At 73.4% G+C, this 26,822-nt stretch carries 24 protein-coding genes and 1 pseudogene; 11 read left to right on the top strand and 14 right to left on the bottom strand.

The window, feature by feature from the left end; genetic code table 11:
* Positions 1–2: 2 nt before the first annotated feature.
* The 5 genes from ABWK59_RS01470 to ABWK59_RS01450 all read right to left on the bottom strand — a co-directional run bounded on the left by ABWK59_RS01470 (position 3) and on the right by ABWK59_RS01450 (position 7,034).
* On the bottom strand, positions 3–1,532 hold the full coding sequence (locus ABWK59_RS01470; protein WP_354637392.1) for a Wzz/FepE/Etk N-terminal domain-containing protein: 1,530 nt from the start codon (positions 1,530–1,532) through the stop codon (positions 3–5).
* Positions 1,529–2,929 (bottom strand): Wzz/FepE/Etk N-terminal domain-containing protein, encoded by a 1,401-nt coding sequence (locus ABWK59_RS01465; protein ID WP_354637391.1) that lies wholly within the window; start codon positions 2,927–2,929, stop codon positions 1,529–1,531. Before ABWK59_RS01465 ends, ABWK59_RS01470 begins: the two co-directional genes overlap by 4 nt.
* A complete protein-coding gene (locus tag ABWK59_RS01460) occupies positions 2,926–4,206 on the bottom strand; it encodes a glycosyltransferase family 4 protein (protein ID WP_354637390.1) in 1,281 nt (426 codons plus the stop codon). Before ABWK59_RS01460 ends, ABWK59_RS01465 begins: the two co-directional genes overlap by 4 nt.
* Positions 4,196–5,512, bottom strand: coding sequence for a nucleotide sugar dehydrogenase (locus ABWK59_RS01455; RefSeq protein ID WP_354637389.1), 1,317 nt, complete (start codon positions 5,510–5,512; stop codon positions 4,196–4,198). The genes ABWK59_RS01460 and ABWK59_RS01455 overlap by 11 nt, the downstream gene beginning before the upstream one ends.
* Positions 5,513–5,606: 94 nt before the next feature.
* Positions 5,607–7,034, bottom strand: coding sequence for a sugar transferase (locus ABWK59_RS01450; protein WP_354637388.1), 1,428 nt, complete (start codon positions 7,032–7,034; stop codon positions 5,607–5,609).
* A gap of 644 nt (positions 7,035–7,678) precedes the next feature.
* Between ABWK59_RS01450 and ABWK59_RS01445 the strand changes: the two are divergent.
* Positions 7,679–7,879, top strand: a pseudogene (locus tag ABWK59_RS01445) (TOBE domain-containing protein); the annotation flags it as partial.
* A 173-nt stretch (positions 7,880–8,052) separates the two neighbouring features.
* On the top strand, positions 8,053–8,232 hold the full coding sequence (locus tag ABWK59_RS01440) for a helix-turn-helix domain-containing protein (protein WP_354637387.1): 180 nt from the start codon (positions 8,053–8,055) through the stop codon (positions 8,230–8,232).
* A gap of 146 nt (positions 8,233–8,378) precedes the next feature.
* Here the strand turns inward: ABWK59_RS01440 and ABWK59_RS01435 are convergent, their stop codons facing one another.
* Positions 8,379–9,257 (bottom strand): nuclease, encoded by an 879-nt coding sequence (locus ABWK59_RS01435; RefSeq protein ID WP_354637386.1) that lies wholly within the window; start codon positions 9,255–9,257, stop codon positions 8,379–8,381.
* A 439-nt stretch (positions 9,258–9,696) separates the two neighbouring features.
* Between ABWK59_RS01435 and ABWK59_RS01430 the strand changes: the two genes are divergently transcribed.
* A complete protein-coding gene (locus ABWK59_RS01430) occupies positions 9,697–10,566 on the top strand; it encodes a leishmanolysin-related zinc metalloendopeptidase (protein ID WP_354637385.1) in 870 nt (289 codons plus the stop codon).
* Between the two features lie 89 nt (positions 10,567–10,655).
* Positions 10,656–11,180, top strand: coding sequence for a GNAT family N-acetyltransferase (locus tag ABWK59_RS01425; RefSeq protein ID WP_354637384.1), 525 nt, complete (start codon positions 10,656–10,658; stop codon positions 11,178–11,180).
* 130 nt (positions 11,181–11,310) lie between these two features.
* Here the strand turns inward: ABWK59_RS01425 and ABWK59_RS01420 are convergent, their stop codons facing one another.
* Positions 11,311–14,013, bottom strand: coding sequence for an ATP-binding protein (locus tag ABWK59_RS01420; RefSeq protein WP_354637383.1), 2,703 nt, complete (start codon positions 14,011–14,013; stop codon positions 11,311–11,313).
* A 139-nt stretch (positions 14,014–14,152) separates the two neighbouring features.
* Here ABWK59_RS01420 and ABWK59_RS01415 point away from each other — a divergent pair, with 139 nt between their 5' ends.
* From ABWK59_RS01415 to ABWK59_RS01405, 3 genes are all read left to right on the top strand, one after another.
* On the top strand, positions 14,153–14,638 hold the full coding sequence (locus ABWK59_RS01415) for a GNAT family N-acetyltransferase (protein WP_354637382.1): 486 nt from the start codon (positions 14,153–14,155) through the stop codon (positions 14,636–14,638).
* Between the two features lie 5 nt (positions 14,639–14,643).
* Positions 14,644–15,237: a dihydrofolate reductase family protein gene (locus ABWK59_RS01410; protein ID WP_354637381.1), complete on the top strand. Its 594-nt coding sequence runs from the start codon at positions 14,644–14,646 to the stop codon at positions 15,235–15,237.
* Between the two features lie 105 nt (positions 15,238–15,342).
* Positions 15,343–15,693 carry a hypothetical protein gene (locus tag ABWK59_RS01405; protein ID WP_354637380.1) on the top strand — a complete coding sequence of 117 codons (351 nt, stop codon included), beginning with the start codon at positions 15,343–15,345 and terminating at the stop codon, positions 15,691–15,693.
* 48 nt (positions 15,694–15,741) lie between these two features.
* Here the strand turns inward: ABWK59_RS01405 and ABWK59_RS01400 are convergent, their stop codons facing one another.
* Complete coding sequence (locus tag ABWK59_RS01400) at positions 15,742–16,029, bottom strand: hypothetical protein (protein WP_354637378.1); 288 nt, start codon at positions 16,027–16,029, stop codon at positions 15,742–15,744.
* Positions 16,030–16,440: 411 nt separating this feature from the next.
* Between ABWK59_RS01400 and ABWK59_RS01395 the strand changes: the two genes are divergently transcribed.
* Positions 16,441–16,710, top strand: a complete 270-nt coding sequence (locus ABWK59_RS01395; RefSeq protein ID WP_354637376.1) for a hypothetical protein — start codon at positions 16,441–16,443, stop codon at positions 16,708–16,710.
* A gap of 48 nt (positions 16,711–16,758) precedes the next feature.
* On the opposite strand, the gene ABWK59_RS01390 is transcribed toward ABWK59_RS01395, so the two are convergent.
* Positions 16,759–17,391: a TetR/AcrR family transcriptional regulator gene (locus ABWK59_RS01390; RefSeq protein ID WP_354637375.1), complete on the bottom strand. Its 633-nt coding sequence runs from the start codon at positions 17,389–17,391 to the stop codon at positions 16,759–16,761.
* Between the two features lie 72 nt (positions 17,392–17,463).
* Between ABWK59_RS01390 and ABWK59_RS01385 the strand changes: the two genes are divergently transcribed.
* Positions 17,464–18,396: a saccharopine dehydrogenase NADP-binding domain-containing protein gene (locus ABWK59_RS01385; RefSeq protein WP_354637373.1), complete on the top strand. Its 933-nt coding sequence runs from the start codon at positions 17,464–17,466 to the stop codon at positions 18,394–18,396.
* Positions 18,397–18,666: 270 nt separating this feature from the next.
* Positions 18,667–18,828, top strand: a complete 162-nt coding sequence (locus tag ABWK59_RS01380) for a hypothetical protein (RefSeq protein WP_354637372.1) — start codon at positions 18,667–18,669, stop codon at positions 18,826–18,828.
* Here the strand turns inward: ABWK59_RS01380 and ABWK59_RS01375 are convergent.
* Together ABWK59_RS01375 and ABWK59_RS01370 are read right to left on the bottom strand one after the other, a co-directional pair.
* Complete coding sequence (locus ABWK59_RS01375) at positions 18,782–19,324, bottom strand: DUF1772 domain-containing protein (RefSeq protein WP_354637371.1); 543 nt, start codon at positions 19,322–19,324, stop codon at positions 18,782–18,784. The genes ABWK59_RS01380 and ABWK59_RS01375 overlap by 47 nt on opposite strands.
* 34 nt (positions 19,325–19,358) lie before the next feature.
* Positions 19,359–20,018, bottom strand: a complete 660-nt coding sequence (locus ABWK59_RS01370) for a maleylpyruvate isomerase family mycothiol-dependent enzyme (protein WP_354637370.1) — start codon at positions 20,016–20,018, stop codon at positions 19,359–19,361.
* Positions 20,019–20,089: 71 nt separating this feature from the next.
* Between ABWK59_RS01370 and ABWK59_RS01365 the strand changes: the two genes are divergently transcribed.
* Entirely contained in the window at positions 20,090–21,010 is a 921-nt protein-coding gene (locus tag ABWK59_RS01365; RefSeq protein WP_354637369.1) for a LysR family transcriptional regulator, read from the top strand.
* A 546-nt stretch (positions 21,011–21,556) separates the two neighbouring features.
* Here the strand turns inward: ABWK59_RS01365 and ABWK59_RS01360 are convergent.
* The 3 genes from ABWK59_RS01360 to ABWK59_RS01350 all read right to left on the bottom strand — a co-directional run bounded on the left by ABWK59_RS01360 (position 21,557) and on the right by ABWK59_RS01350 (position 26,709).
* On the bottom strand, positions 21,557–23,071 hold the full coding sequence (locus tag ABWK59_RS01360) for a Dyp-type peroxidase (protein ID WP_354637368.1): 1,515 nt from the start codon (positions 23,069–23,071) through the stop codon (positions 21,557–21,559).
* Positions 23,072–23,134: 63 nt separating this feature from the next.
* A complete protein-coding gene (locus ABWK59_RS01355; RefSeq protein WP_354637367.1) occupies positions 23,135–25,114 on the bottom strand; it encodes a galactose oxidase early set domain-containing protein in 1,980 nt (659 codons plus the stop codon).
* A 419-nt stretch (positions 25,115–25,533) separates the two neighbouring features.
* Positions 25,534–26,709, bottom strand: coding sequence for a serine hydrolase domain-containing protein (locus tag ABWK59_RS01350; RefSeq protein ID WP_354637366.1), 1,176 nt, complete (start codon positions 26,707–26,709; stop codon positions 25,534–25,536).
* Positions 26,710–26,822: the final 113 nt, after the last annotated feature.

Raw genomic sequence — 26,822 nt, 5'->3', positions numbered from 1 at the left:
TCCTACCGCACCTCCTGGTCGCTGTCCGGGACCCGTGCGGTCCACATCGGCACGCGTTCCGTCCGCCGCCGGCCCGTCCCGATCGGCCGGGCCGGCCCCTCGCTTGGGCCGCGCTGCGCGCTGCGCGGCCCGTCCCACAACGTGCCGTCGGTCCGGTCCCGCGGATCGGGGTCGATCAGCACCACACCGAGCACCGGGATGCGCTGGTCCGCGAGCTGCCGCGCCACGGTGTGCAGCCACGCGGCGCTGCCGTGCCCGGCCCGGACGACGAGCACGGTCCGGTCGCCGAGGTCCCTCAGGTCGGTCCACGCGGTGCCGGGCGCCACCGAGCCGACGCCGAGCCGGCGCTCCTGACCCGGCGCGGCCGCATCCCGCCCGCGCTCGACCACCGTCGGGTCCCCCGGCTGCGGGCGGCGGCGGGCGAATCGCGGGCCGGGCAGGGTGTCGACGAGGACCACCGGCCCGTTCTCCGCCAGGGCCCCGGCGAGGTCCAGGGCGATCACGCCCGTGCCGCGCGCACAGCCCAGCTCCAGCAGGGACACCGCCTCGGCGGAGCCGCCCACGGTGCGGGCCAGGGTCGCGGTGAGCCTGGTCCGTGCCGCCCGGGTCCGCCGGCGCTGCCACCGTCCGGCCGGCCGGCGGGGCACCCGGCGCAGCTCCGCGATGACCGAGGCGCCGAGGTTCGCCGCGATCTCCCGGCGCAGCACGGGGCGGTCCGCCACCACCGCGCCGACCGCGGCCACCGCGATCCCGAGGACGAGCCCGAGGACGAGCCCGATCGCGGCGTCGGTGGCGGCGGTCCTGGGCAGGGACTGCTTCACCGCGCGCGGGGCGTCCACGATCTGGGTGCCGGCGACGAGCTGGGGCGTGCCGACGCTCGCCTCCGCGGCGCGCTGGCCGAAGTCGGTGATCCGCGCGGTGAGTTCGGCCCGGCTGGCGAAGAGGGACTCCAGGTTCGCCGACGCCTTCGGCCCGCTCTGCTGCTGTCCGCCGCCGATCTCCTGGTTGACCCGGGCGAGTTCCTCCCGCAGCCGGTCCCGCTGGTCGAGCAGGGCCTTGGCCTGGGCGTCCGCGGCCTCCTTGATCCGCCGTACGTGGTCCGCGACGAACGCGTCGGCCAGCGCCCCGGCCCGGGCCACCGCCTCCGCGTCGCTGGGCGCCGTCACCTGGATCTGCAGCACGTTGTTGGTCAGGCCGGTGCCCCCGTAGTCCCGCAGGAAGTCCTCCGGGTCCTCGGAGGACCCGAGGGACTGCAGCGCCTTGCCCGCGATCGCCGTGGTGTGCAGCAGCGCGACGTCGGTGCGGATCAGCGTCCCGGGGTCGTTCGGCTGGTCCGCCTGATGGGCCACCAGCACCTCGGTCACCGCGGTCGGCGGCGGCGGCCGCAGGACGGCCACGGCAGCGCCGAGCAGCAGCCCGAGCAGCGCCAGGGAACCCCACAGGCGGCGCCGCCTGCGCACCGCGACCACCAGCGACTGGAGGTCCAGCAGGGGAGCGGCGGCCGGGGATTCCGGCGTCGTCCTCGTCGTCACCCCGAACCTCGCCTCGCCTCGTCGCCGACCATGACCGCAGGCGCGGCCGCGAGCGTCACCCCGGGCGCCACCGCAGGCGCGGTGCCGTCCGGACGACGGCCCGCGGACCGCGCCGGACGGGCCCGGACCGTCCCGGCGACGACGGCGCCGACGACCTCCTGCCCGGCGTCCGCGCAGGCCTCGGCGATGCCGGCCAGCTCCCCGGCCGTCCAGCCGCCCGCGCTCAGCACCACCAGGGCACCGGATTCCTCCTCGCCGTCCGGCACCAGCGGCCGGGACACCGGGACCTCCACCACCCGCAGCAGCGGATCGCCCCCCGCCTCGGCGACGAGTTGCTCGGCGGCCAGGCCGGCCGTCCGGTCGCCCTCCGGGACCAGGACCAGCAGCCGCCGGGGGGCCGACCGCCCGTCCCGGAGCCGGTCGCACACCCGCCGGTAGCGGACCCGCCGCTCGGCCTCCTCGCCGAAGGGGAGCGGGGCCGGCAGGTCCCACCGGACGTCCAGGCCCAGCAGCCGGCGGATCCGGGCCCACGAGCCACCGCCCTGCGGTCGGTGACCGGGCCCTTCACCGGGGACGTCGACCGTGCCCAGGAGCGCCGAGCCAAGCGCCGCGGCGATCTCCGGTCCGGTCCGCGGCCGGCGGCTCGTCCGCGCGGCGGTGAGATGGCCGATGACCGCGACCAGGAAGGCCGACAGCGCCCCGCCGACGATGAACTGCACCCTGGTCGGCGCCGCCTCCCCGGACGGCCGGGCCGCCGGCCCCATGACCACCATGTCCGCCTTGCCGACGGCCGGATCGACCTGGTCCAGCTTCTTGACGGCCTCCTGCAGCGCGGTCCGCAGCTTCGCCAGCTCGGTGCGGGTCTGCACGCTCTCCACGCTCTGCCCCGGACCTGCGGCATCCGCCAGGTCGGTGATCCGGCGGCTGGCCTGCACCACCATCTGCCGCAGGGCCTCCGGCTGCGCCGCCTCGGGGTCGGTGGTGTCGCCCGCGATCCGCGCGGCGAAGGTGACGAACTGCTTGGCCACCTGATCGGAGAGCTGCTGGGCGTGCTCCGGGGTGTCGGCCGTCCCCGAGATCGTGATGATGTTCCCGTCCGCGGCCGCGGCGGTCACCTGCTCCCGCAGCTCCCGGCCGTCGACCCCGGCCCAGCCGAGGGCGGCGGCCGCGCGGTCGACCACCACCGAACTGGTCGCGATCTCCGCCTGGGTCAGCAGCTCGCGCTCCTGCCACGCCCCCGGCAGCAGGACCGACACCGAGGCCGTGTACCGCGGCGGGAACAGCAGGGAGGTGCCGTAGCCGAGGAGCGCACCCAGCACGGCGAGGACGGTGAGCAGCCGCCAGCGCCGACGGAGGATCAGACCGATCGTGTGCAGGCGTATCGTTTCGTCGCTCAACGGCGCGGCCTTCGCCCGGCCCGGCCCCGGCCGCGCGTCGTCACCGGAGCCCGGTCACGGCAGGCCGCGGCGTAGGCGGCGAGCAGCGCGCGCTGCGAGTTCCGCCAGGCGAGCGGCCCACCGATCCGCTCCTGGCCGAGCTTGCCCATCCAGGCCCGCTTCTCCGGATCGTCCATCAGCTGCGCGATGAGCCCGGCGAACGCGGCCTCGTCGTCGGCGGGCGCGTAGAGGGCGGCGTCACCGGCGGAGACCCGCGCCTCTCGCAGGTCGAAGGAGACGATCGGCCGGCCCATCACCATGTACTCCAGGACCTTGTTCATGGTCGACACGTCGTTGAGCGGATTGCGCGGGTCGGGGGAGAGGCACACGTCCGCGGTGGACAGGTAGCGCACCAGATCGGCGTCCGGAACCCGCCCGGTGAACTCCACCTGCTCCGACAGCCCGAGCCGCCGGGACAGCTCCACCATCGCCTCGAAGGTGTCGCCGGCGCCGACGAACACCGCGTGCCAGTCGGTCCGCCCGAACTCGTCACGCAGCTTCGCCAGGGCCCGCAAGGCGTAGTCCACGCCGTCCTGCGGTCCCATGACGCCCAGGTAGCACAGCAGATGGGGCTTGCCGCGCTTCAGCTCCGGCTCGGGCGGCACCGGCTGGAACCGGTCGGTGTCGGGCGCGCTGCGCACCACGAAGACGTCCTCCGGACGCCGGCCGCCACGGCGCAGCGCGACCTCCCGGTAGCTCTCGTTCGTGGCGAGCACGACGTCCGCGGCCCGGTAGGTCAGCCGTTCCAGCGCGCACACGGCCCGGTAGAGCAGGTCCTCACCGCGGTCGAACCGGGAGAGGTACAGCTCGGGCACCAGGTCGTGCTGGTCGAACACGAACCGCGCGCCGCGCCGCTTCAGCCACAGCGCCGGCAGGAACAGCAGGTCGGGCGGATTGCAGGCGTGGACCACGTCGACCGGACCGACCCTGCGGGCCAGCCGGGCCGTGTGCCACAACGCCGACCCGTACTCCCGCAGGTAGCCGGCCGGGCCTCCGGTGGCCGCGCGCAGCGGGTAGCGGTGGATCCGCACCCCCTCGATCTCCGCCTCCGCCTCGGTGTCCCGCTTGCTCCCCTGCGGGCAGATGACGTCCACCGTCCAGCCCGCGTCGCGCAGCGTCGTGCACTCCTGCCACACCCGCCGGTCGAACGGCACCGACAGGTTCTCCACCAGGATCAGCGCGCGACGGGCCCGCCCGGAGCCGCCGCCCGCGTCCTTGAACGATGCGTCACCAGGCAAGGCCCACGTACCCCGGTTCGGCCCGGCGCGCCTCGGCGTCGGGAAGGCGGATGAGGTCGACGATCACCGGGCCGTCGCCCTGGGGCAGCGCCGCCAGCACGGCCGGGTCGCTGGTCCCGACCACGCACACCTCGGCGTGCTCCAGCACCTCGTCGACGGACTCCGCGAGCAGCTGCGCGAGGTGCGGCAGCCGGGTCTCGATGTACTCGCGGTTGGCGCCGAGCAGCCGGGAGAGGTTCACGTTGGGGTCGTAGATCCGCAGGTCGTAGCCCTTGCCGAAGAGCCGCTCGGCCAGCTCGACGAGCGGGCTCTCGCGGAGGTCGTCGGTCCCGGGTTTGAAGGACAGGCCGAACAGGCCCACCCGGCGTTTGTCGGTCCGCTCGACCAGCTCCACCGCGCGCTGCAGGTGGTCGGCGTTGGAGGGCAGCACGTGGGAGAGGATGGGCACCGAGACGTCGGCCTGACGCGCCGCGTGGACCAGACTGCGCAGGTCCTTGGGCAGGCAGGAGCCGCCGAAGGCGAAGCCGGGCCGCAGGTAGGCGGGGCTGACGTTCAGTTTGCGGTCGGCCAGGAACACGTCGATCACCTGGTGCGAGTCCACCCCGAGGGCCCGGCACACCGCGCCCAGCTCGTTGGCGAAACCGATCTTGAGGCCGTGGAACGCGTTGTCCGCGTACTTGATCGCCTCGGCGGTCGGGACCGGCACGCGGAACACCTCGCCGGGCAACCCGTCGTAGAGCGCCGCGACCACGTCGCCGCTGGCCCGGTCGTACTCGCCGATCACGGTCTTGGGCGGGTCGAAGAAGTCCCGCACGCTGGTGCCCTCGCGCAGGAACTCCGGGTTGACCGCGACCCCGAAGTCCACCCCGGCCGTGCCGCCGGCGTGCTTCTCCAGGATCGGCACCAGCAGGTTCAGGCAGGTGCCCGGGAGCATGGTGCTGCGGAACACCACGGTCTGCCGCCCACCCCGCTCGGCCACCGCGGCACCGATCTGCTCGGTGACCCGCTCCAGGTACGTGGTGCACAGGCTGCCGTTGGGCTCCGAGGGCGTGCCCACGCAGACCAGCGACACCTCGCTGCCCAGGATCGCCTCGCGGACGTCGGTGGTGGCGCGCAGGGCCCCCGTCCGCACGACCTCGGCGATGAGCTCGCCGATCCGCTCCTCGACCACCGGGGCCCTGCCCTCGTTGACCAGGTCGACCTTCACCTGGTTCACGTCCACGCCGATGACCTCGTGACCCAGGCTGGCCAGGCACGCGGCCGACACGCAGCCCACGTAGCCGAGCCCCAGGACGCTGACCCTCATGACCCGTTCCTCCCCTCGGGCAGGCCCTGTCGGCCGGCCGTCCGCGCGCCGATCGGTCGACGCCCCCCACCACGCACCGCCGGTCCCCCCGGCATCAGTAGGCCCCCTGCCCCTGGAGCACCGCCCGCAGCGTCTTCCAGAGGATCACCGTGTCCAGGGCGAGCGACCAGTCCTCCACGTACCGCAGGTCGAGGCGGACCGCCTCCTCCCACGGCAGGTCGCTGCGCCCGCTGATCTGCCACAGGCCGGTGAGCCCGGGCTTGACGAGCAGCCGCCGCCGGATGTCCGGGCCGTACGCGGCGGACTCCTCCGGCAGCGGAGGCCGCGGACCGACGAGCGACATCGAGCCGGTGATCACGTTGAGGAGCTGCGGCAGCTCGTCCAGCGAGTACCGGCGCAGCACCCCTCCCACCCGGGTCACCCGCGGATCCCGGCGGAGCTTGAACAGCAGGCCGGCGCCCTCGTTGCGGTCGGCCAGCTCGGCCCGGGCCCGGTCGGCCCCGGGGACCATGGTGCGGAACTTCACCAGGGTGAACTCCCGGCCGTCCTTGCCGACCCGGTGCTGCCGGTAGAACGCCCCACCCGGACTGTCCAGCACCACCAGCAGCCCGACGAGCAGCATCAGCGGCGAGAACAGGACCAGCAGGACCGCGGCACCCAGCCGGTCGACGACCTCCTTCACCACCCGCCGGCCCCCGGTGAAGGTCGGCATGCTGACCCGCAGCATCGGGATCCCGAGCACCGCGTCGACGTGCAGCCGCGGGCCCGCCACCTCCATCAGCACGGGGGCCACGACCATCTCGGCGTCGCCGCCCTCCAGGTTCCAGGCCAGCCGCTGCAGCCGGTCCGGTGACCAGTGCGGGTCCGGGGTGACGGCGACGACGCGGTAGCCGTCGCGGCGGACGTGGTTCGCGACGTCCGACAGCCGGCCGACGATCGGCACGCCGTCCAGCCGGTCACGGCTGTACCCGAGCGCGTCCGGCGTGCACACCGCCTCCACCCGCCAGCCGATGTGCGGGAACTTGCGGGTCCGGGCGATCAGGTCGCGCACGGTGGCCGGGCTCCCGGCCGCGAGCACCGGCCGCAGACACCGCCCCTCCTTGCGCTGTTTGTGCAGCCACAGGCGCAGCAGATACCGCTCGGTCATGGTGACCAGCGTGATCGCCGGGATCGCGACGAAGATCCAGAGTTTGATGTTGTGCGAGGTGAGGGCGATCCCTCCGAGCGCCAGGACGACGACCGCCGTGAACAGCGAGCGTCCGAGCCGCCGGAATTCCTCGGCGCCCTGGCCGAGAACGGCCGGAGCCCACGATCGGGTCAGCGCGAGCGCCCCGAGCACCAGCACCTCGGTGCCGAAGGCGAGAATTCCCCATTTCTCGTGCCAGTTGGCCGCATCCCGAACCCCGAAGAAGCGCCCTATCGCCGCTACCACGAAGGCGGTGGCCACGGTATCGCTGATGACCACAGTACGGCGGTACTGCTGCTCCCAGTCGATCCTCGGCCGGCTGATTCTCCCGTTCATCGGACGACGGCGCGCCGATAGAAACGGGTCGACTAATTCTCCCTCCCCCTGCTCCCCGGCCCCCTCCAGGTCGACAGCGGGTTCGACGTGCTCACTCCACACGGTTCCTCCCCCCAGGAGGCCCTCGCCTCCCGCCCTGTTCCTCCCCTCGGAAGGCCCCCGCCTCCCGGCCGCGCTGTTCCTGACTCAGGGAGGCGCCGCCCCCCGTGAATGGCAAACCGGCCACTCGACAACTGGCTGTCCGGCAACGTCGAACGTGTAGATCATTACCCCTCGCCCCGCGCACAACCGTGCGAAGCGAAAATCAATCTAGAGCATCGGGCCCGCCAGGAGAGGGTGATGTGTGAAACGCGTGCTCGAAATTTGAATCCGGGTTGACCGAACGGTGACGGCAGGAGTTTCTTGAGGAAGAACGCATGCAATGTGACCAGTGATACGGAAGTTGTCCGGACTGCCGACGTCGGCCGTCCGGAGTCGTCCCGCCACGGCCGGCGGGCCGCCTGCGAGGGCGTCCGGGCCACGGTCCTGGAATCTGCGAGCCGCCGCGCCGGGAATGCCGTGCACGCTGCGCCGGCCCTACCGTGGACGTGGATGATCGCCGTCGGCGAGCCGTACTCCGAGGAACGAGGCCGTTTCCCATGAGCCTGAGCATCCGCAACCAGCTGTCCGGCACGGTCACCGCCGTCTCCACGGGCGGGGCGATGGCCGGGGTGAAGGTCTCCGTGGACGGCGGTGAGCTGACCGCCGCCATCACCGCCGACGCCTGCGCCGACCTGGGTCTGGCCGAGGGATCGTCCGTCGTGGCGCTGATCAAGTCCACCGAGGTCGCGCTCGCCTCCGCCTGACGCGGTCTCCGGCGCCCCGGTGGTCAGCCGCCTCGGGTGGAGGTGTCCGGATCTCGCCGGACACCTCAACCCGGACGGCCCTCGTCCGGGCCCGCTACGCGCTCCACGTCCAACCGCCCGGCTCCGTCGGCCGCTGCTCGCAGATCACCTCCCTGGAGACCCTGCTCCGGGGCGTGCCCGCCGAGATCACCGCCGCCTTCCGCCGGCGGCTCCTCGCGCCGCTCGTCGAGCACGACCGCACGAACGCCGTCTCCCTGGTGGACACCCTCGACGCCTTCCTCCGGCACAACGCCTCCTGGGCGAAGACCGCCGAAGCCCTCCACATCCACGTCAACACGGTGCACACCGGATGAAGCGCATCGAGCACCTCACCGGCCGCAGCCTGCTGGACCTCTCCGACCGGATCGACCTGTCGGCAGCCCTGCGGTGCACCTCCGCGGGTCTCCCGTGACCGCCGGGCCGAGCCGCGGTGCGGGCTGTGTCGGCGTGTCCCGTGCGCTCACTTCTCGACGAGCACGATGTCCTCGATGTCGCGGGTCAGCTTCACGGTGTTGTCGGTGATCGCGACGATGTGCTGGAGGCCCCTGATCGACTCCTCCTGCTCGGGGATGTGGAACTCCTCGCCCTCACCGGCGAGATAGGCCGGGAAGCAGGTCAGCGAGGGACCGAAGAGCCGGATGTAGTCCGCAAGCCGCCGGAAGAGCTTCGGCAGGATCACCAGGTCGTCGGTGATCGAGGACAGCCCGGTGATCGTCGCCCCGGTCATGGTCGCGTCCTTCGCCCAGACACTGCCGGGAACGGCCGAGGTCCGCGCCTGCTCGGCGGTGTCGGCCATGTCGAGCCTCAGCTCCCTCGGCAGGTTGGAGTAGAACGTGGGGTAGACCAGGCCGTGGGAGAGCAGATGGTGGTTGGCGGTCTGGTTCACGAGGTTCACGTCGACGTTGATCCGCTCGCCGTTCCTGATGCCGGGCGGCAGGGCGCCCCGGCCGACCATGGCGATGCAACGGCCGAAGGTGTCGGCGCCGCCGGTGAGGATGTAGCCGGGCACGGTCGTCGGGGTCGAGGCGGTGACCTTCTCCTCGTCGCTCTGCGTGACGCTGGTGAAGCCGAGCCACTTCAGCAGCTCGTCCCGGGCGGCGTGCGCCCCGAGCGTCAGCGGCTGGTGCACGAAGTCCGGGCCGACACCCTCGTAGTGGGTCTCCAGCGCGTCGATCCCGTCGAGGCGCAGGGTGCCTCCTCCGTGGCTGTTCCGCTTCACCCGGTTCCTGCCGGGGACATCGCACCAGAACCCCGGGTCCTGGGGCGTGAAGTGGACCGTGTCGCCGTCCGGTTGCGTGTTCAGGACCTCGTAGGTCCCCTTGATCGCCAGCATCGGCATGATGACCTCCCGCGACGTGGCCGGCACCCCCTTCGGAATGTCCTCCCGTGGTTATTCCCCCCGCGAGTCATCCTCGCCGCCGCCCGTATTTCCCGCCAGGGGTAGAAAGGCCCACGGCGGCCTGGGTGGAAATGCCCGCGTCCGGGCCACAAGCACCGCTGACCTGCCAGGAATCCTTCCAGTATGTCGAGTTGACACGCTGCCGCCGACCCCGGAAAGGTGGCCGCCTTGACCTGTACGGAAATCGGGCCGAGGAGGAGAATGGGAACCGGCCCTGAAGGGCGGTGTGCCAAGGGCGACGGAATTCGCCGCACGACCGGGAATTCGCCGGCCACGCCAGTGGTCCGCATCCTGCCCGTGCCGGGGTGACCGACGGTCATGTCCGGCATGTCCGGCCAGGCCATCGACCTGCTGAGGCCGCTTCAACCTCCACCTGGGAGTGATCACGGGTAAGTACAGCACCGGCACCTACCGGTCCTACCGCGCAGTGGCCGACTCGACCCGCGCCCGCCAACTCGCCGATACCAGCTCGCCGTTCTCGATCGAGGTCCGCTTCCTCGGCGGTCTGAAGCCCAGTCACGAGAATGCGTTCTCGCGGGCCGCCGACCGCTGGACGAACGTCATCGTCGGTGACCTGGACACTGCCGTGGTCGGCGACGACGTGATCGACGACCTGCTCATCGAGGCCGAGGGTGTGGCCATCGACGGCGTCGGCAACGTCCTGGGGCAGGCGGGCCCGACCGACTTCCGTGATGTGGACACCGTCGCCGGAGCGCTGCTCCGGGCGAAGGGGGTCATGAGGTTCGACTCGGACGACCTGGACCAGATGGAGGTCGACGGGACGCTGGTCGACGTCATCACCCACGAGATGGGGCACGTGCTGGGCATCGGTACCGTCTGGGCCGACTTCGATCTCCTCAAGAACCCCGGCACCTCCAACCCCACCTTCACCGGCCGCGGCGCCTCCGCCGAGTTCGGCAAGCTCCTCGGAGCCGGTCAGGCGATCCCGGTGCCGGTCGCGAACGTCGGCGGCCCCGGGTCCCGCGACAGCCACTGGCGGGAGTCGGTCTTCCGCAACGAGCTGATGTCCCCCTCCATCGCCGCCGCCGGCAACCCGCTGAGCCGGCTGACCGCCGCGAGCCTGGGCGACCTCGGCTACCAGGTCGACGTCGACGCCGCCGAGCCCTACGACCTCCCGGACCTCCTCGCCGCGGCCACGTCCGGCGAGTCGCTGGTCCGCGAGGGCCTGGTCAACGGGGGAATCGTGCTCCCGGTCATCCCCAGCAGGACCCCTGCCGGGCGGCCCTGACGCCGGGTAATCCGGTTGATCTTCCGGCCGGACGACGGTAGAACTCCGGGGTCCGTGCGCCCGCGCGGCGACGAACCCCGGAGGATGCCGTGGTACCCGGAGAACTGGTGCGCCTGCGCCCGATGGAGCCCTCGGACGCCGGGGCGCTCTGGCGCTGGAACAGCGACCCGGAGGTGATGCGGTGGATGGTGGACGGCTACCGGCAGACCCTCGCCTCCGTGACGAAGAGGCTGGCGGAGCGCGGTCGCAACACCTACCAGGACGTGCTGTACGGCGTCGAGGTGCAGGCCGACGGCCGGCTGATCGGCCTCGTGCGGCTGCACGGCGCCGAGCCGGAGACCGGCATCGCCGAGATCGACGTCTACCTCGGCGAGAAGGACTGCTGGGGCCGCGGCTACGCCTCCGACGCCATGCGCACCATGTGCCGGTACGGATTCGAGCAGATGCGCCTGCACAAGATCCAGCTGACCGTGGTCGCCGAGAACCACCCCGCCCGGCACATCTACCAGAAGATCGGCTTCGTCGAGGAGGGCCGCCTCCGGCAGACCTTCCGCCGGGACGGCCGGTGGCACGACGAGCTGGTGATGGGGCTGCTGGAGGGCGAGCTGCGCTGACGCGGGGGAGTGGCTCACCCGCGCAACCCGACGCCTCGTCACCCTCGCCTGACGAGGCTTGCCGCGACCGGACGTTCGGCCCGTGCGGCGGGGAGCGGCCGGTCGAAGTCGCGCGGTGATCAAGCGGAGATCAACGGGAGTCCAGGACCTCCGTGAGCTGGTCGCGGGAGGCGACGCCCAGCTTGGGGAAGGCGCGGTAGAGGTGGTGGCCGACCGTGCGGGGGCTGAGGAAGAGCTGGGCGGCGATCTCCCGGTTGCTGTGGCCCGCCGCGGCCAGCCGGACCACCTCGCGTTCCTGCGGGGTGAGCCGGCCGAGCGGGGTGCCGGTGGCGCTGGTGGAGTCGATCACCTCGCCGGTGCCGCGGAGCTCGGCACGGGCCCGCTCCGCCCAGGGCCGGGCCCCGGCCTTCTCGAAGGATTCCAGGGCCTCCCGAAGGGTGCGCCGCGCATCCGACCGGCGACGGCGCCGGCGGAGCCACTCGCCGTACAGCAGACGGGTCCGGGCGAGCTCCAGGCCGCCGCCCGCGCGCTCGCCGTGGGCGACCGCCGCGGTGAACAGGTCCTCGGCCGCGGAATCCTCGGCGGCGAGTGCGTGGCAGCGGGCCGCCATGGCGAGGGCGGCCGGCCGGCCGGACCGCTCGGCCCACCGCTCGACCCGCTCCGCCGTCCCGGTGCGTGTCGCGCCGCTGCGGGCCGCGGCCTCGGCGAGGTCGGGCAGTAGGAAGGCGGCCAGGACGGGCGGCCCCGCCGGGTGGCGATCGGCCCGATCGAGGTGGACCAGGGCCGGTGCCGCGTCACCCGCACCGAGGTGGGCCAGGGCGAGGGCCCGGTGGGCGTGGGCGGCGGCGGTGCCGAGGTCGTGTCCGTCGGCGTGGGCGAGCGCGGCGTCGGCCAGTTCGCGGCAGCGGGCCTCGTCCCCCTCGAGTGCCGCACAGGCGGCGAGCGTGGTGCGCAGGTAGCAGGCGCGGTGGTCCAGTCCCGCGTACCGGGCGATGCGCAGCCCCTCGGCGGCCGTGCGGGCCGCCGGTTCGAGGGCGCCGAGCGCGAGGTGGGCCTCGGCGAGGAGGTGGAGGCAGGTCGCCTGCCAGCCGAGCAGGCCGTGGGAGCGGCAGTGGGCGAGCAGGAGGTCGGCGAGTTCACGGGCGGCCTCGTGGTCGGCGAGCGCGTGCGCCGCGTGCGCGGCCAGGAAACGTTCGCTGAACAGCACCCCGTCGTCGCGCGCCGCCCGGTCGAACGGACCCGCCGTGACACTCTCGCCGCCGTAGAGGTCGGCCAGGGCGGTCAGCGTTCCGGGGGCCGCCGGCGAGGCGGCCCGTACCCGGGCGCGGACGCGCTCGATCAGGTCCGGTTCGCCCGCGGACTGGGCGGCGTGGAACGCCTCGGTGAGGATGGCGGGTCCGGCGCCGTCCACCGTGAGCAGGACCTCGACCGCGCGGACGGCGGATCCGGCGTTGAGTTCCAGCGCGGCCCGCACCCGGGCCAGTTCGGCGGCCGCCGGATCGTCCCGGCCGGCATCGGCGTCCCCGCAGGCATCGGCGTCCCAGGCGCCGGAGGCGTCGCCGCGCCGCAGGAGTGCGTCGACGCGCGGGAACTGGCCGGCGTCGGCGGCCGCCTGCGCGGCGGCGGTGAGGCGGCGCCGGCGGTCCCGGGGGTCGGGGCTCAGCCGGGCCGCGCGTTCGTGGGCGGCCGAGGCGCTCGCCATGCCCTGGCGGCCGCTGGCGCGTTCGGCGGCGCGGTCGAGCTCCCGGGCCACCGCCTCGTCCGGGCCGGTGGCGGCCGCCGCGCGGTGCCAGGCCCGGCGGTCGGCGTGGGCCGCACCCGTCAGCGTGTCCGCCAGCGCCCGGTGGGCGGAGATCCGGCGGGCCAGGGTGGCGCTGCGGTAGGCGGCCGCGCGCACCAGCGGATGACGGAACACCAGGGACGTCCCGTCGAGACGTATCAGGCCTGCGGTCTCGGCGGGTTCGAGCACGGCCACCGAGGCGTGCGTCGCGCCCAGGACGACGGCGAGTTCGCCCGTGTCGTCGGCGGCGGCGACCAGCAGCACGGAGCGGGTCTCCTCCGGCAGCAGCTCGATCCGCGCGCCGAAGGCGGCCTGGACCCGGGTGGACGGCGTGGGGTCCTCGGGCGTGGCCGGCAGCGGGCCGAGCAGCCCGCTCCGCTGGTCCTCGCTCAGCGCCCGGGGGAGTTCGATGAGGGCCAGCGGGTTGCCGCAGGCCTGGGCCGCGACCCGCTCCCGGACGGGCGGGGGCAGGTCCGCCCCCGCGTGTTCGGCGAGCAGCGCCGTCACGGCCTCCCGGTCCAGGGCTTCGAGCCGCAGTTCCGGCAGGCCGAGCGGGCGGGGCTCGCGCATGGCGAGGAGCATCACCACGCCCTCGGCGTCCAGCCGGCGGGCGGCGAACGTCAGGGCGTCCAGGGAGGCCTGGTCCACCCACTGGGCGTCGTCGACGAGACAGAGCACCGGGTCCTCGCCCGCGTACTCCGACAGCAGCGTCAGGACGGCGAGGCCGGTCAGGAAGCGGTCCTGTCCGGTGGGCGCGGCCAGGCCGAACGCCGTGCGCAGCGCATCGGCCTGCGGTCCGGGCAGCTGGTCGAGCCGGTCGAGCGCGGGACGCAGCAACTGGTGCAGGGCGGCGAAGGGGAGTTCGGTCTCCGCCTCGATGCCGGTCATCCGCAGGACCCGGGCCGCCCCCGCCTCCGCCGCCAGCTGGTCCAGCAGCGCGGTCTTGCCGATACCGGCTTCGCCGTGGAGGACCAGCGCGCCGCTGGCCCCCTCCGCGGCCCGCAGGAGAAGGCTTCTGAGCTGGCCCGATTCAGCGGCCCGACCGTAGAGCATCCGGGGAGTCTACCCGGGTCGCCGTACGGCATCTGGCGTCGCGTTAGGTCATGGCGACCGATTCGCGGACGGTCCCCGCCCGCCTACCGTCGTACCCGTTCGCCCCACACGGCGGCGACCACGAGGACACGGAGACGAGATGACACCGTTCAGCATCGAGACGGCACGGCTGCGGCTGCGCCCGTACACCCTGGAGGAGGCGGGGCGGGTGGCGGCGGGTGACCGCCGGGAGGCCCACTGGAGCCCGGGCTTCCCGAGGCCCGACGACCAGGACGTCGCGCGGCTCCACCTGGCGACGCCGCCGGGCGAGCCGCTGTTCGGGCCGCTGCAGATCACGCTGTTGAGCAACGACCTCGTGATCGGCGGCATCGGGTTCTTCGGCCCACCGGACGAGACGGGCACGGTGGAGCTGGGGTACGGCGTCGCCCCGGAGGTCGAGGGCTGCGGGTACGCCACCGAGGCCCTGCGGGCCCTGCTGCACCGAGGCTTCGCCGGCGGGGGCGTGCGCCGGGCACGCGCGGACACCGCCCACGACAACCCCGCCTCCCAGCGGGTCCTGGAGAAGGCCGGCCTGCGCCGGGTCGCCTCCGACGAGAACCTCCACCACTACGCCATCGAAGGATGATCACTGTGCGCACCCTGACCTACTACGTCGCCACCACGCTCGACGGGTTCATCGCCGGCCCGGACGGGGGAGACCCGAGCGGGCCCGCCGGCGGGTTCTTCACCGTGGGCCCCGACTACCTCGACCACGTCGTGGCGCACTACCCGGAGACGCTGCCCGCCCCCGCCCGGGCGGCGCTGGGGGTGACCGCGCCCGGCACCCGCTTCGACACCGTCGTCGAGGGACGCCGCTCGTACCAGCTCGGGCTGGACGCCGGTCTCACCGACGCCTACCCGCACCTGCGGCACTACGTCTTCTCCCGCAGCCTCACCGCGAGCCCGGACGCGGCCGTCGAGGTGGTCGCCACCGACCCGGCGGCGAAGGTGCGCGAGCTCAAGGCCCAGGAGGGCAAGGGGATCTGGCTGGTCGGCGGCGCCGAGCTGGCCGGGGCCCTCTACCCGGAGATCGACGAACTCGTGCTCAAGGTCAACCCGGTCACCGCCGGCGCGGGCATCCCCCTGTTCGCGGGGAAGGTCGAGGCCGATCCGCGCACGTTCACGCTGACCGACCACACGATGCTCCCCAGTGGGGTCGCGTTCCTCAGCTACCGGCGCACCTGACGGCCGGCCGACGGCCGTCCGGCCATCCGGGCCGGGCGGAATTGTCCGCGGCGGGGTCTACGCTGACGGGGTACGTCCGAACTGGGGGAAGGACCACCGCACATGATGAGACGTCTCGTTCCGGTGATCGCCGCGATGCTGGCCCTCGCCGCCTGCAGCTCGGCCGGGTCCGGCGGCGGGCAGGCCGGCAGCGACGGCGAGTTGGCCTGCGCGCTGGTACGGAAGCTGCCCGACCGGATGCCGGACCAGCCGAGCTCCGACTCGTCGGACCACTCCTTCGACGTCGCCGTCGGCCGGCTGGGCACGGCCGCGGAACTGGCCCGGGTGGCCGCCCTGGACGAGAAGAAGTACCAGCCGCTCGCCGACTCGCTCGCCACCGCCCGGCAGACCTTCTCCACCACCTACGACATCCACCGGGCCGAACCGGCCATCAAGCAGGCGCGCACCCACTGCTGACACCACCCGCGCCGCGCCCGGCGACGGGCGCGGCACGGAGGTCCGGCGTCACTCCCAGAGACCGGAGCAGCTGTAGCCGGTGGTCGACCTCTCCGGCCCGGTCCTGATGTGGAAGCTCGTGATGTGGCCGTGGCAGATCCCCCCGTCGGGAGCGACCTCCAGCAGCGAGGCGTCGACGAGGAGCCGGTTGACCTCCCGGCCCTCGGCCTCGGTGATGCGCTGGAGGAACGCGCGTGGCGCCTTGTGGAACTCGTCCCAGTCCTCCTCGGTGAACTCGACCTCCCAGAACTCGATCTGGTGGTCACCTTCCTCGTACCTGGGCATGAACTTGGGCATGATTGATCACCCCGCAGTCGTGAACGGTGCCGCAGTTCCAGGCTTCCGCTCGTGTAATCACCCTGCAACCGCGGTTACCCGGGGTCACCGGTGACGGCCGCCGCCCCGGCTCCCCAGCGGACCGGACAAGGGGGGTCCCGGTCGGTGACATGGCGTCAGATGGGTCGAACGACCGGACTGAACGGTCCGCGACCGCACGTACCATGACCGCGGAGGCGGGCACGGTGCAGCGGATCGGCGTCATCGGCGTGGGGGAGATCGGCCGAGCGGTCGTCGAGGGCCTGTGCGACGGGACCGGAGGGCCGTCGGAGGTCCTCCTCTCGCCGCGGGGAGCCCGGAACCGTCTCCCACCCCCGCGGCGTTTCCACACCCGAGGGAACCCGCTCGCGTCCCGGTGCGTCCTGCTGGGGCATGGAGAACGGGCGTGCCAGGGGTTGTCTGGCGGGGTGTCTGCTGCCGCTGGCGGCGGTGCTGCTGCTGGTCAGTGGCGGATGGGCCGTCGAGGTCGAGGGTCCGGCGGAGCTGAGCGCCGGGACCCGGGAGAACCACAGTGTCTTCGCGCTGGGCACGCTGGTGCTCGGCGCACTCGCGGTCCGGGTGACGGCGGTGGCCCCGATGCTGCGCTGCGGGGCCGCCATCGCGCACGAGGAGGACGGGACGTACCGCTGCGTCGACCGGTGAGCCAGCGAGAGCCGGCCACGGCGGCGCGGGCGATCGGCCGACGCCCGGTCAGTCCCCGCACAGCTGGGAGCGGAGGGTCTCGAAGGCCCACCGTTCCCACTCCTGCGGGGTCCACCCGCGGTCCCGGACGAACAGCAGATAGAGCTCCGTGCTGAGCAGCCCGTACAGCACGTCCCTGGCCCGCTCCGCCGAAACCCCGGGGCGGGCACCCGGCTTGCCGACCAGCGCCCCGGCGGCCGCCGCCTGGACGGTGAGCCGCGGGTCGTCCTCCTTCGGCCAGAGCGCCGCGACCTCGGGATCGGTCGCGCAGGCCACGCAGACCATCTCGTCGATCGCCGCCATCCGCTCCAGGACCGCCCTGGTCCCGCCGACGTGCGCCCGCAGCGCCTCCTCGGCGGTCCCGGCGGCCAGCGCGGCGCGGAACCACGGTCGGTCCATGGTGGCCACCGGCTCGTCGTCACCGGCGATGGTGACGTCCACGAGCTCCTTGAGCAGCGACCGTTTGTTGCCGAAGGTGAAGTAAATCGTCTGCACGGCGACGCCGGCCCGGTCGGCCACGTGCTGGAGCGTGGTCGCCCCGTATCCCTGCTCGGTGAACAGGCTACGTGCGGCCTCCACCATCCGGCGCCGCGTCTCCCTGGCCTTCTCGGCCCGCCGGCCACTGCTCCTGACCTCGCTCATGGGCTGGAGCCTAGCCGGGAGAGTTGGCTAGAGTTCAACTCTAGATATCGACTCTAGTGAGGGGGATCCGGGATGAGAGTCCTCGTACTGGGCGGATACGGCGCCGTCGGCGCCGGGATCGTGGACCTGCTGCGGGCCGGCGGCGACACGGCGCTCGCCGCCGGACGCGACCCGGCGCGCGCCGACCGGGTGCTCGACCTCCGGGCCGTGCGGGCCGGGGACGACGGGGCGTACCGGGCGGCGCTCGCCGAGGTGGACCTCGTGCTCAACGCCTCGGGGGCCGAGGACCCCGCGCTCGTCGCGATGGCCGCGGACACCGGGGCCGCGTTCGTCGACATCACCGCCGGCACGTCCTACGTGGCCACCCTGGAGCACCTGCAGCCCGCCGCACCGGTGCTGCTCAGCGTGGGGCTCGCCCCGGGGCTGAGCGGCCTGCTGGCCACCGCGGCGCACACGGCGGCCCCCGGGCCGGTCGACCTCGCGATCGTCCTGGGCGCAGGTGAGCGGCACGGCGCCGCGGCCACCGAGTGGAGCTACCGACTGCTGGGACGGCGCTTCCCGGACACCCGGGGCGGCGCACCCGTCCGCAACTACACCCGCCCCGAGGCGTTCGACGTCCCCGCCCTGGGGCGGCGCCGGCTGTACCGGGCGGACTTCTCCGACCAGCACACGCTGACCACCCGTCTGGGGGCTCCCGTCCGCAGCTACTTCGGGCTGGACTCCCGGGCGGCCACCGCGGCCCTGGCGGTCATGACCCGGGTGCCGGGTGCGCACCGGGCGCCCCGCGGGATGCATCTGCCCGGCACGGACCGCTGGTGGGTACTCGCCCGGGGCGCGGAGGGCGCCCTGCGGTGGGCCCACGGCCGGTCGCAGTCCCACGCGACCGCTGTGATGGCCGTGCTCGCCTCCCGGGCCGCGACCGGTCTGGCCCCGGGCGTTCACCACCTGCCCGACCACCTGTCGCTCGCCGACGTCCCCGAGGGGCACGGGATCGAAATCCGCTGACCCGGCGAGGTCCTTCCCGGATGCGGCCTTCCGGCGGTGGATCGCCCGCCGCCCGGACGGTGGCCGGGATCGTCACCCGGGCGGAGTAGCGGGCGTACCCCCGAGCCGTGTTGCGGGGTTGGGCCGGGTGTGACGAATGAGCTTCCGGCCGACCCGCGAGCGGCCTGGGCCTACCCGCCTCTGCCAGGTCGCCACCGCAGCCCGGCGGGTGACGGTCGGTCGGCGGGTGACGGCCGGTCGGCGGGCCAGGACGACACCCTCGCGGCCCCGTTGACCGCCGGCCGATGGGCCGACCTGGTCCACGTGCTCTCCGACGCCCAGGTCCCCCTCGCCGTGGGCGACACCAGCGCGCTACGCCGGGCCGTGAAGCTCGACCCCGAGCTGTTCAGCGCCCTGCTGCGGTGGATCCGCACCGCGAACACCGACGGCTGAGGCCGGACTCCGCGACCCGGCCGCCGTCACCCCGCGGAGCGCTGCTCCGCAGGGCGAGGAGGGTGAGGAGGGCGAACGCCAGCACGGCGGTGACGGTCCTGGCGTCGTTGAACAGCTCCCAGCGGTGCAGGACGGCCGCGTGGTCGGCCGGCGGCGCGGTGGCGGCCCACTGCTTGATGCGGCCGTTGATCGGGACGTTCCCGAAGCGGGTGACCAGGAAGGACACCACGGTCAGGGACCCCGCCGCGGCGGCCAGGACCCGGGGCCCGCCACGGGTGAGGAGGGCCAGGGCGAGGGAGCCGAGGGCGGACACGGCCATGGCCCCCTGCATGGTGATCCCGTTCATCTTCATCAGCTCGGCGTGGAAGTCGAGTCGCATGTCGAGGGGGACGGCGTTGAAGGTCGGGACGAGGTTCGCGGCGCCGTAGCCGAAGGCGCCGGCGAGCAGGCCGGTGGAGAGCAGGGCCAGGCCCTGGAGGAGCCGGGTGCGGTGCATCAGGGGGGTCTCTCTGTGGGCGTGGTGTCGGCGTTCAGGCGAGGGTGGCGGCGGTGAAGCGGCTGCTCGCCTCGCCGCGGAGCCGGCCGGGTGGAAGCCGGCGGCCGTAGGCGAGCAGGAGGAGGTCCTGGGCGGCGCCGTACACGGGGGAGCCCGATCCGTACGACCAGTCCAGGTCCTCGGCGCGGAGCCGCACACCGCCGAGGTCGGTGCCGAAGAACCTCAGCCCGCTGGGCCGGATCCCGTCGAGCAGCACCCGCAGCCGGACCTCGGGGACGCGCCGGTCCAGGCCGAGGGCGCTCGTGATGTCCAGGCCGTGCACCACGTCGTGGCCGAGTGCGGCGGGGAGTCCACCGACCGGCGGCGTCCAGGGATGGTGGGCGCCGTCGCGCAGGAACGCGGCGAGTTCGCCGGTGGGGTGGGCGGCGGCGTCCCTGCGTGCGACGCGGTCGGTCATCCGGTGGAGGCTTCCCCGGGCCCTGGCCAACTCGCGGATCGTCGCGGGCAGGGAGAGGCGGAAGCCCATCGACATGTGCGCGGCGACCTCCCGGACCCGCCATCCCGCGCAGAGACTCGGCGCGTCCCACTGGGCTGGCCGCAGGCCGTCGAGCAGGTCGGCCAGCTCCTGGCGTTCCGCCGCGATCAAGGCCCTGACCTCGGCGTTCCCTGGCTGATGAGCGGTCGCATTCCCCATGTGAGCAACCCTGTCGCCCGCCCGCCCATCTGTCCAATAGATGAAAGTACGGTGATCTAGAATCGGTGGTTATGGAGCTCCGCCAGCTGCGCTACTTCGTCACCGTCGTCGAGGAGGGCGGCTTCACCCGAGCCGCCGCCCGGCTCCACCTCTCCCAGCCCGGGCTCAGCGCCCAGATCCGCCAACTCGAGAAGGAGTTGGGGCAGCCCCTCCTGGAGAGGTCCACCCGCGCGGTGACGCCCACCGATGTCGGCCGGTCCGTCCTGCCGTACGCACGGGCCGCCCTGGCGGCCGCGGACGCGGTGCGGCACGCCGTGGACGAGCACGCCGGACTGCTGCGCGGCCGGGTCACGCTCGGACTGGTCTCCGGCGCCACCGGTCACGCCTTCGACGTCGCCTCGTTCCTCGCGGACTTCCACGACAGTCACCCCGGCCTGGAGATCGCGCTGACCGAGGACACCTCGGAGCGGATGCAGGCCGCCCTCCTGGCCGGCGAGATCGACATCGCCCTCCTGGGACCCACCGGAGAGGAGCCTCCGCCCGGCCTCGCCCACCGGACGGTCATCGACGCCCCGCTCGGTGCCGCCGTCGCCCCCGGCGACCTGCTCCTCACCCCCGTCGACCGGGCCGACATCCCCCTGGCCGACCTCCGGGACCGCCCGCTGATCTGCCTGCCGCGCGGCACCGGAGTCCGGGCGGCCCTCGAACGCGCCTGCGCGCAGGCCGGATTCCGGCCCCGGATCGCCTTCGAGGCGGCGGCTCCCCAGGTGCTCGTCCAGCTCGCCGCCCGGGGCCTGGGCGTCGCCGTCCTGCCGCTCGGCGAGGAGGAACCGGGCCGGGCCGGCCCCCTGCGCGCCCTGCCGATCGCCCGGCCCCGGATCCGCGCCCGCATCGTCCTCGCCTGGCCGGCCACCGGACCCGCGAGCCCCGCGGCCCGGGCGCTCCTCGACCGCCTGCGCGACGCCCTGCCCACCGCACCCGTGCCGTCGTAGGACGCGTACGGCTCCGGCCCCAGGCGGGGACCACGCGGCCGAGCGGACCAGCGAACGGTCGTGGCGCTCCGTCATCCTCCGCGCCACCTACGGATGCGCCGCCCGCCGGCGCGACGCACCCTGGGCCCATGCCTGAGCCGCGCCGTCCACGAGCAGCGGTCCGCCCGCCGCGCGGCCGGGGGCGTCGAAGCCCTCCGCCGACCCGGGGGCCGGACACCCCACGGGCAACCGAGGCGACCTCACAGCCGCAGGAGTCCAGCGGACTGGGCTCCCTGCTCATGCGGCTCCGGGCCGGGGCCGGCCGTCGCGACGGTCTCGTAGCCGTTCTCCAGTTGGACGTACATCGGGGTGACGATCCGGCCGTGTCAGTCCGCATCACGTCACGTCACATCCTCGGTGCACGAACCCGTCTGTGGTGGCTGGACCCTGCCGGCGGTCCGGCCGGGGAGCGGCGGGACACGAGGGCGATCCCGAGAATGCGCCACACGGCGGGGCCCGCCCGCCCGGCCGTGTGAAACGGTCGGGCGGGCGGGCCGCTCGGGTGTCCTACGCGGGCAGCTTGCCGGCGCCGAGCAGGCGGAGGGTGCTGAGGGACGGTGCGAAGCTGTAGACCGCGCCCTCGGTGTGGACGAACTGCTGGAACTGCAGCTCCTGGTAGATGTTCTCGCCCGACTCCGAGACGCCCTCGAAGGTCACCCGGCCGGAGCTGCCGATCATCGGGTCGTGCCCGGGCCTCCTGTCCTCGTCGGCGGGCGGCTTGGGCCGGGGCGGGAAGTTGAGGCTGTTGACCCAGTCCGCCTGGATGAACTCGAACTGCTTGACCAGGTCGGACTGGTAGCAGACGAAGACCAGGCCGCGCGGCGAGTCGGGCCCGCCGGGGCCCTCGGAGGCCGGGTCGAACGGCTGGCCGTAGGGGATGCCCCGGCGGATGATCCGACGGTTGTCGACGACCTGCTCCTCGGGGAGCGGCTGACCGCCGGGCGTGACGACGAGCCCGTCGCGGGGGTTGGTCTTGCGGAGGTGGGAGAAGAGCGGGGTGATGTGTCCGAGCTCGTCGCCGCGGAAGGTGAGGTCGTTGTCCGTGGAGGCGTCGGGATCGTTCGGGGCGTCCGCGAAGGGGCACTTGGAGATCGGCGTCCCCGAACGCCACCGGCCCACCAGCCGGGCGGCCAGCCACTCCACCGTGGCGTCCTGGGCGACGGTCTTGGCCTCCCTGAGGACCTGGAGCTGGACGGCGACCTGCGCCCACCAGCCGGGTACGTCCTGGGCGAGTCGGCGCACCACCTGGAACGAGCCGTTGAGCGCCCAGCCGGGCATGACGGGAACCGTCCCGCCGACGGGCGGCAGCCCGACGACGAACTCCCCGGCCGGAATGATCCGCGTACCGGGGTGGTCCTTCACCCACTGCGGGTGCTCCGGGTCGGGCTCGTCGAATCCGGCCACGCCGGGCTCGCTGATGCCGTCCTTGAAGCCGAAGTGCTCCTTGCCGCGACGGCTGCCGGGCAGGGTCGCGCCGTTCTGCTGGAACACGATCACCGCCTTGGCCTGGGCGGCGGCCTCGCGCTGGTCGGTCACCGCGGCGGCGAGGTCCTGCGGGGTGTCGGCGGCGACGGTGACCACGGCGTGGATGGCCTGACCGGTGCCGTTTCCGAAGATCCACTTCTCGGGTGCGCTCTGCCCCGAGTCGCCGAGGGCTCCGGCCCGGCGGGCCGCGCCCTCCTTGAACGCCCCCAGGGTGGTGCCGGCCGCATCGCCCGGCACCGGGTCCGCGCCGGACAGCAGCTGGAGGCCGGAGTAGGTGAAGCTGACGCCGTGCCACACGGCCTTGAGGGTCTTCGGGTCGTCGCCGCCCGAGGTCCTCCTGGCCTCGCTGAACGCCTTGTTGAACGCCGCGACCTGCTTGGTGGTGGCGATCCTCGGCGTGAGCCAGCGGAGCCAGGTGCGGGCCCGCTGGGCCTCCTCGAACTTCAAGAACAGCAGCGTGACGTGGTCCTTCTTGAATCCGGCGAGGATGTCGCCCTGGATTTCCGTACTCTCACGCAGTTTCAGGTCCTGTGTCATCGTTTCCTCAGCGAAGCGTCGGGTGGGGGGTGCGGGGCGCGCCCGGGGGCGGACCGGGTCCGGCTAACGCGCGCCGGCCGAATCCGGGGCCGAATCCGGGGCCGTGGGGGTCAGCTGCACCCACTGGGCCGTGCTGGGCACGCCGTTCCCGTCGAGCAGGAAGAGCATGTAGAAGCCGGGCGGGGCGGCCTTGGCCGAAGGCGGCGCCTGGAGTTCGAGCATGTCGCCGGCGGCGCTGGTGATCCGCAGTTCCAGGTGTCGCTGACTGGTGTTCACCGAGTGGGTCGCGGTCGTGGGGGACAGCAGCACCGCACGGGCGACCCGGTCGGGGGTGGAGGTGCTCACCCGGAACCTGGCGCCGTAGCCGACCGCGGACTGCTCGACGTCGTCCAGCACCGGGCGCGGCCCCTTGTGCAGGTAGGCCGGTTCGTAGATCTCGATGCTGCCGTTGTTGTCGTCGGTGATGTCGGGGTCGTTGGCGAGCTGCTGGGCCTCGTCGCCGGTCACCATGATCCGGCCGTCGGGCAGCACGACGGCGTTGGAGTGGTAGCCGCGCGGCAGCCGCTGGACGGGGCCGAGTCTCCAGTAGCCCTGCGCGTCGCGCATCTCGGTCTGGCGGTACTTCAGATCGGCGTTGGGGTTGTACTTGCCGTTGCCGTAGTCGCGGATGTCGTAGGAGCCGTTGACGGTGAACAGAGCGCCGTCGGGCAGGATGAGCGTGTCGTCCTGGGTGCGGCCGAAAGCGCGCGGCCGCTCGGTGGTCCAGCCGTCGGAACCGAGCCGGTAGGTGTTGGGGTTGTCCCGGTCGCCGCCGAGGACGAGCGTGGCGACCGGTCCCTCGAAGCCGTTCGGGAGCGGCACGGCGGAGCCGTAGGTGCGCTCCTTGAGGTCGGGCCGGGCGGGCAGCGGAGTGCGGGCCTCGGTGATCGGATCGAAGCTCCACTGCTCGGCGGGCGCCCGCCCGAGCGCGTGGATCGTCCCGTCGTTCATCGAGAACAGGTGGGGGTAGTCGCGGGTGAACGGGGCGTCGGCCCCGAACCGGTCCACCGGCACCCCGGTGGGGGTCTTCTTGGTGTCGTGCTCGGGGGCGATTCCCAGCGCGGGGAAGCGTTCCACCACCGAGGTGGGGGTGCCCCAGCCGAGTTCCGACTGGCCGGACATGATCAGTTGGCGGCCGTCGGCCCCGGTGACGACCGACGGGTACCAGCGGCCGACCGACATGTCGGGGTTCCGCGTCCACGTCTTGGTCCAGGGGTCGAAGACGAACGACAGCTTGGCTCCCGCACCGCCGTTGCCGCCGAGGTTGCCGCCGAACACCGCGAGCATGCCGTTCGGCAGGAACGCGTGGCCGGCGCAGAACAGCGGCGCCGGACGCTCGACGCCCAGGCCGTCGGGCATGTCCACCGAGGGCGGGGGAACCGCCTCGAAGGCGTCCTCCGCACTGCCCTTGGCGGGATCCCACAGATAGGCCCGGCCGGCGTTCTCCGCCCCGATGGTGTCGGTCGGAGCGGTCTCCTTCTGGGGGTTGGTCTCCATCCGCTCGAACGAGAAGAGCAGCACCTTCCCGGTGGGCAGCTGGGCGATGTGGACGCCGAACTCCGGCGAGGGGAAGTACTCGGCGAACCGGCCGAACACCGCCGCGTCGAAGCCCGCGTTGGCCTCGGTCTGGGACTCGGTCAGCGCGGCGAGGCGATTGGTGCGGATGGTCTGCGGATAGTCCCCGACACCGCGGAGGGTGAGCCTGGTCCGGGCATGGGCCGCCGCGTGCTCCTCGCCGAGTGCGGCGACCTCCTCGGGGGAGATCTCCGCCTGGACCTGCTCGGGCGTGACGGCCGACGCCGCGCCGACGGGGTCGGCGGGGTCGGCGGGGTCGGCGGACGGATCGTGGTGGTGGTCGTGGGTGGCGGGGCCGCCGGCGGCGCGGTGGGAGACGGTGCCCGGGTGGGCCCGGGCGGCCGTCTCGGTGGTCAGGACGGTGGAGGCGGTCAGGGCGGAGATCACGGCGCAGGCCGAGAGCAGCGCAGACAGCTTTCTGCGGGACATGGGACTCCTCGGGTGTCCTCAGCTGGGGGACACGGACCACTCGGCCCCGGGGCGTGGCGCGGTGACCGCGCTCAGGACGGCGACAGGCCGATGGCCGACGGTGACAAGTAATCACCGTCCGCAGTCGTTCGTATGCTGACGCCGCGGGGATGTCAGCCCGGTGGCCGATGCCGCCCCCCGCGTGGCTGCACCCCGGCGCTCGTGGCGACGGCCGGACCCCGCCCGGTCGGGAGTCCGCCGTCCGTGACCTCGTACCTCGGGTTCACCGGGTCGGCGTCGGCGGGAGTCCGGCCCGCTGCACCCCGCGGGTCCGGGCGCGCCCGGACGTCCAGGCGGATGCGGCCCGCCGCGGGACCCGGCCTCGAACCGGCTCCCGCGGACCGGGATGCTCACCTTCCCTGCGGTGCCGTGTCGTCCCGTCAGTCGCAGAGGGCCGCCACCTGCGCCTTCAGCAGTCCCGTGCTCCGCGGGACGCGCGGCTCGTCCTCGAGGTCGGCCGCGAGGTCGAAGACGTTGGCGGCGAGGACCAGCTGCCGCTGACCGTCGACGGTGGTGAGCGACACGCTGGTGAAGCCGGGGCCGCCGCCGTCGGTCTCCCAGACACCGATCCGCTCGGCGTCCGGCCCCGGGCCGCAGGGCAGGTCGAGGTCGAGGTGCTGCACGCCGAGTCCGTACGCCGACCGGTCGGAGGTGGGCACCGTGGTCAGCAGTTCGCGCTGCTGGGCGGGGCGCAGCAGCCGGCCGCCGAACAGGGCACGGTGGAACCGGGCCAGGTCGTCGACCGTGGAGATCATGGCACCGGCGGTCCAGTCGTACGACGGGCTGAACCGGGTGACGTCCTGTCCCTTGAGGTCGTACCCGTGCAGGTGAGGGCCGTGGATCGTCGGGTCGGTCAGCGGGAAGGAGGTGTCCTTCAGGCCGAGCGGGGCGAGGATCCGCCGACGGATCTCCTCAGGTGCGCTGTGGTGGGTGACCGCCTCGATCACCAGACCGGCGAGGAGGTAGTTGGTGTTGGAGTACGTCCAGCGGTCGCCGGGCGCGGATACCGGCTCGTGCCGGACGGCGCGGGCGATCACCTCCCGCGGGGTGTAGACGTAGTCCCAGTCGTGGCGCTCCAGGTAGGGGGCGAAGAACTCCGGCTCGGTGGTGGGGTCGTAGAGGCCCGAGGTGTGGTTGAGCAACTGCCGGACGGTGATGGCCCGGCCGTCGTTGCCGTTCCCCCGGACCACGCCGGGCAGCCACTTCTCCACACTGTCGTCCAGCGAGAGCCGCCCCTCGCCCTCCAGTTGCAGAAGCACCGCCGACACGAAGGACTTGGTGTTGCTGGCGATCCGGAACCGCTGGTGCGGCCGGGCCCGCTCGCCGCTCGCCGTGTCCGCGAGCCCGGCCGCCGACCGCGACTCCAGCTCACCGCGCCTGGCATACGCCACGACCCCGGGGAACCCGTCCGCGACCGCCTGCTCGATGCCCTCCCTGAGGCCGGCGGGCCGCGATGCCGGCACCGGCTCCGCCACGGCCGCCGCCGGGAGGAACCCCGACACCGCCACCACACACATCCCCACCCACAGTGCTGCGGCTCCCGCACGCGCCCTCATCGACCTTCTCCGTTCGTGGTGTCCGTCCGTTCACGTCCAGCGTGCCGGGCCGTCGCACGGTCGCCCACCGTGCTCACACCCGGGTTGGCAGGGCGGTATTCCTCACCCCCTCA

Origin of the sequence: Kitasatospora sp. HUAS MG31 (genome assembly GCF_040571325.1) — a bacterium.
In the GTDB taxonomy this organism is placed as follows: domain Bacteria; phylum Actinomycetota; class Actinomycetes; order Streptomycetales; family Streptomycetaceae; genus Kitasatospora; species Kitasatospora camelliae.
The sequence above is the reverse complement of the archived record's forward strand: the minus strand, read 5'-3'. Positions and strand labels throughout refer to the sequence as shown.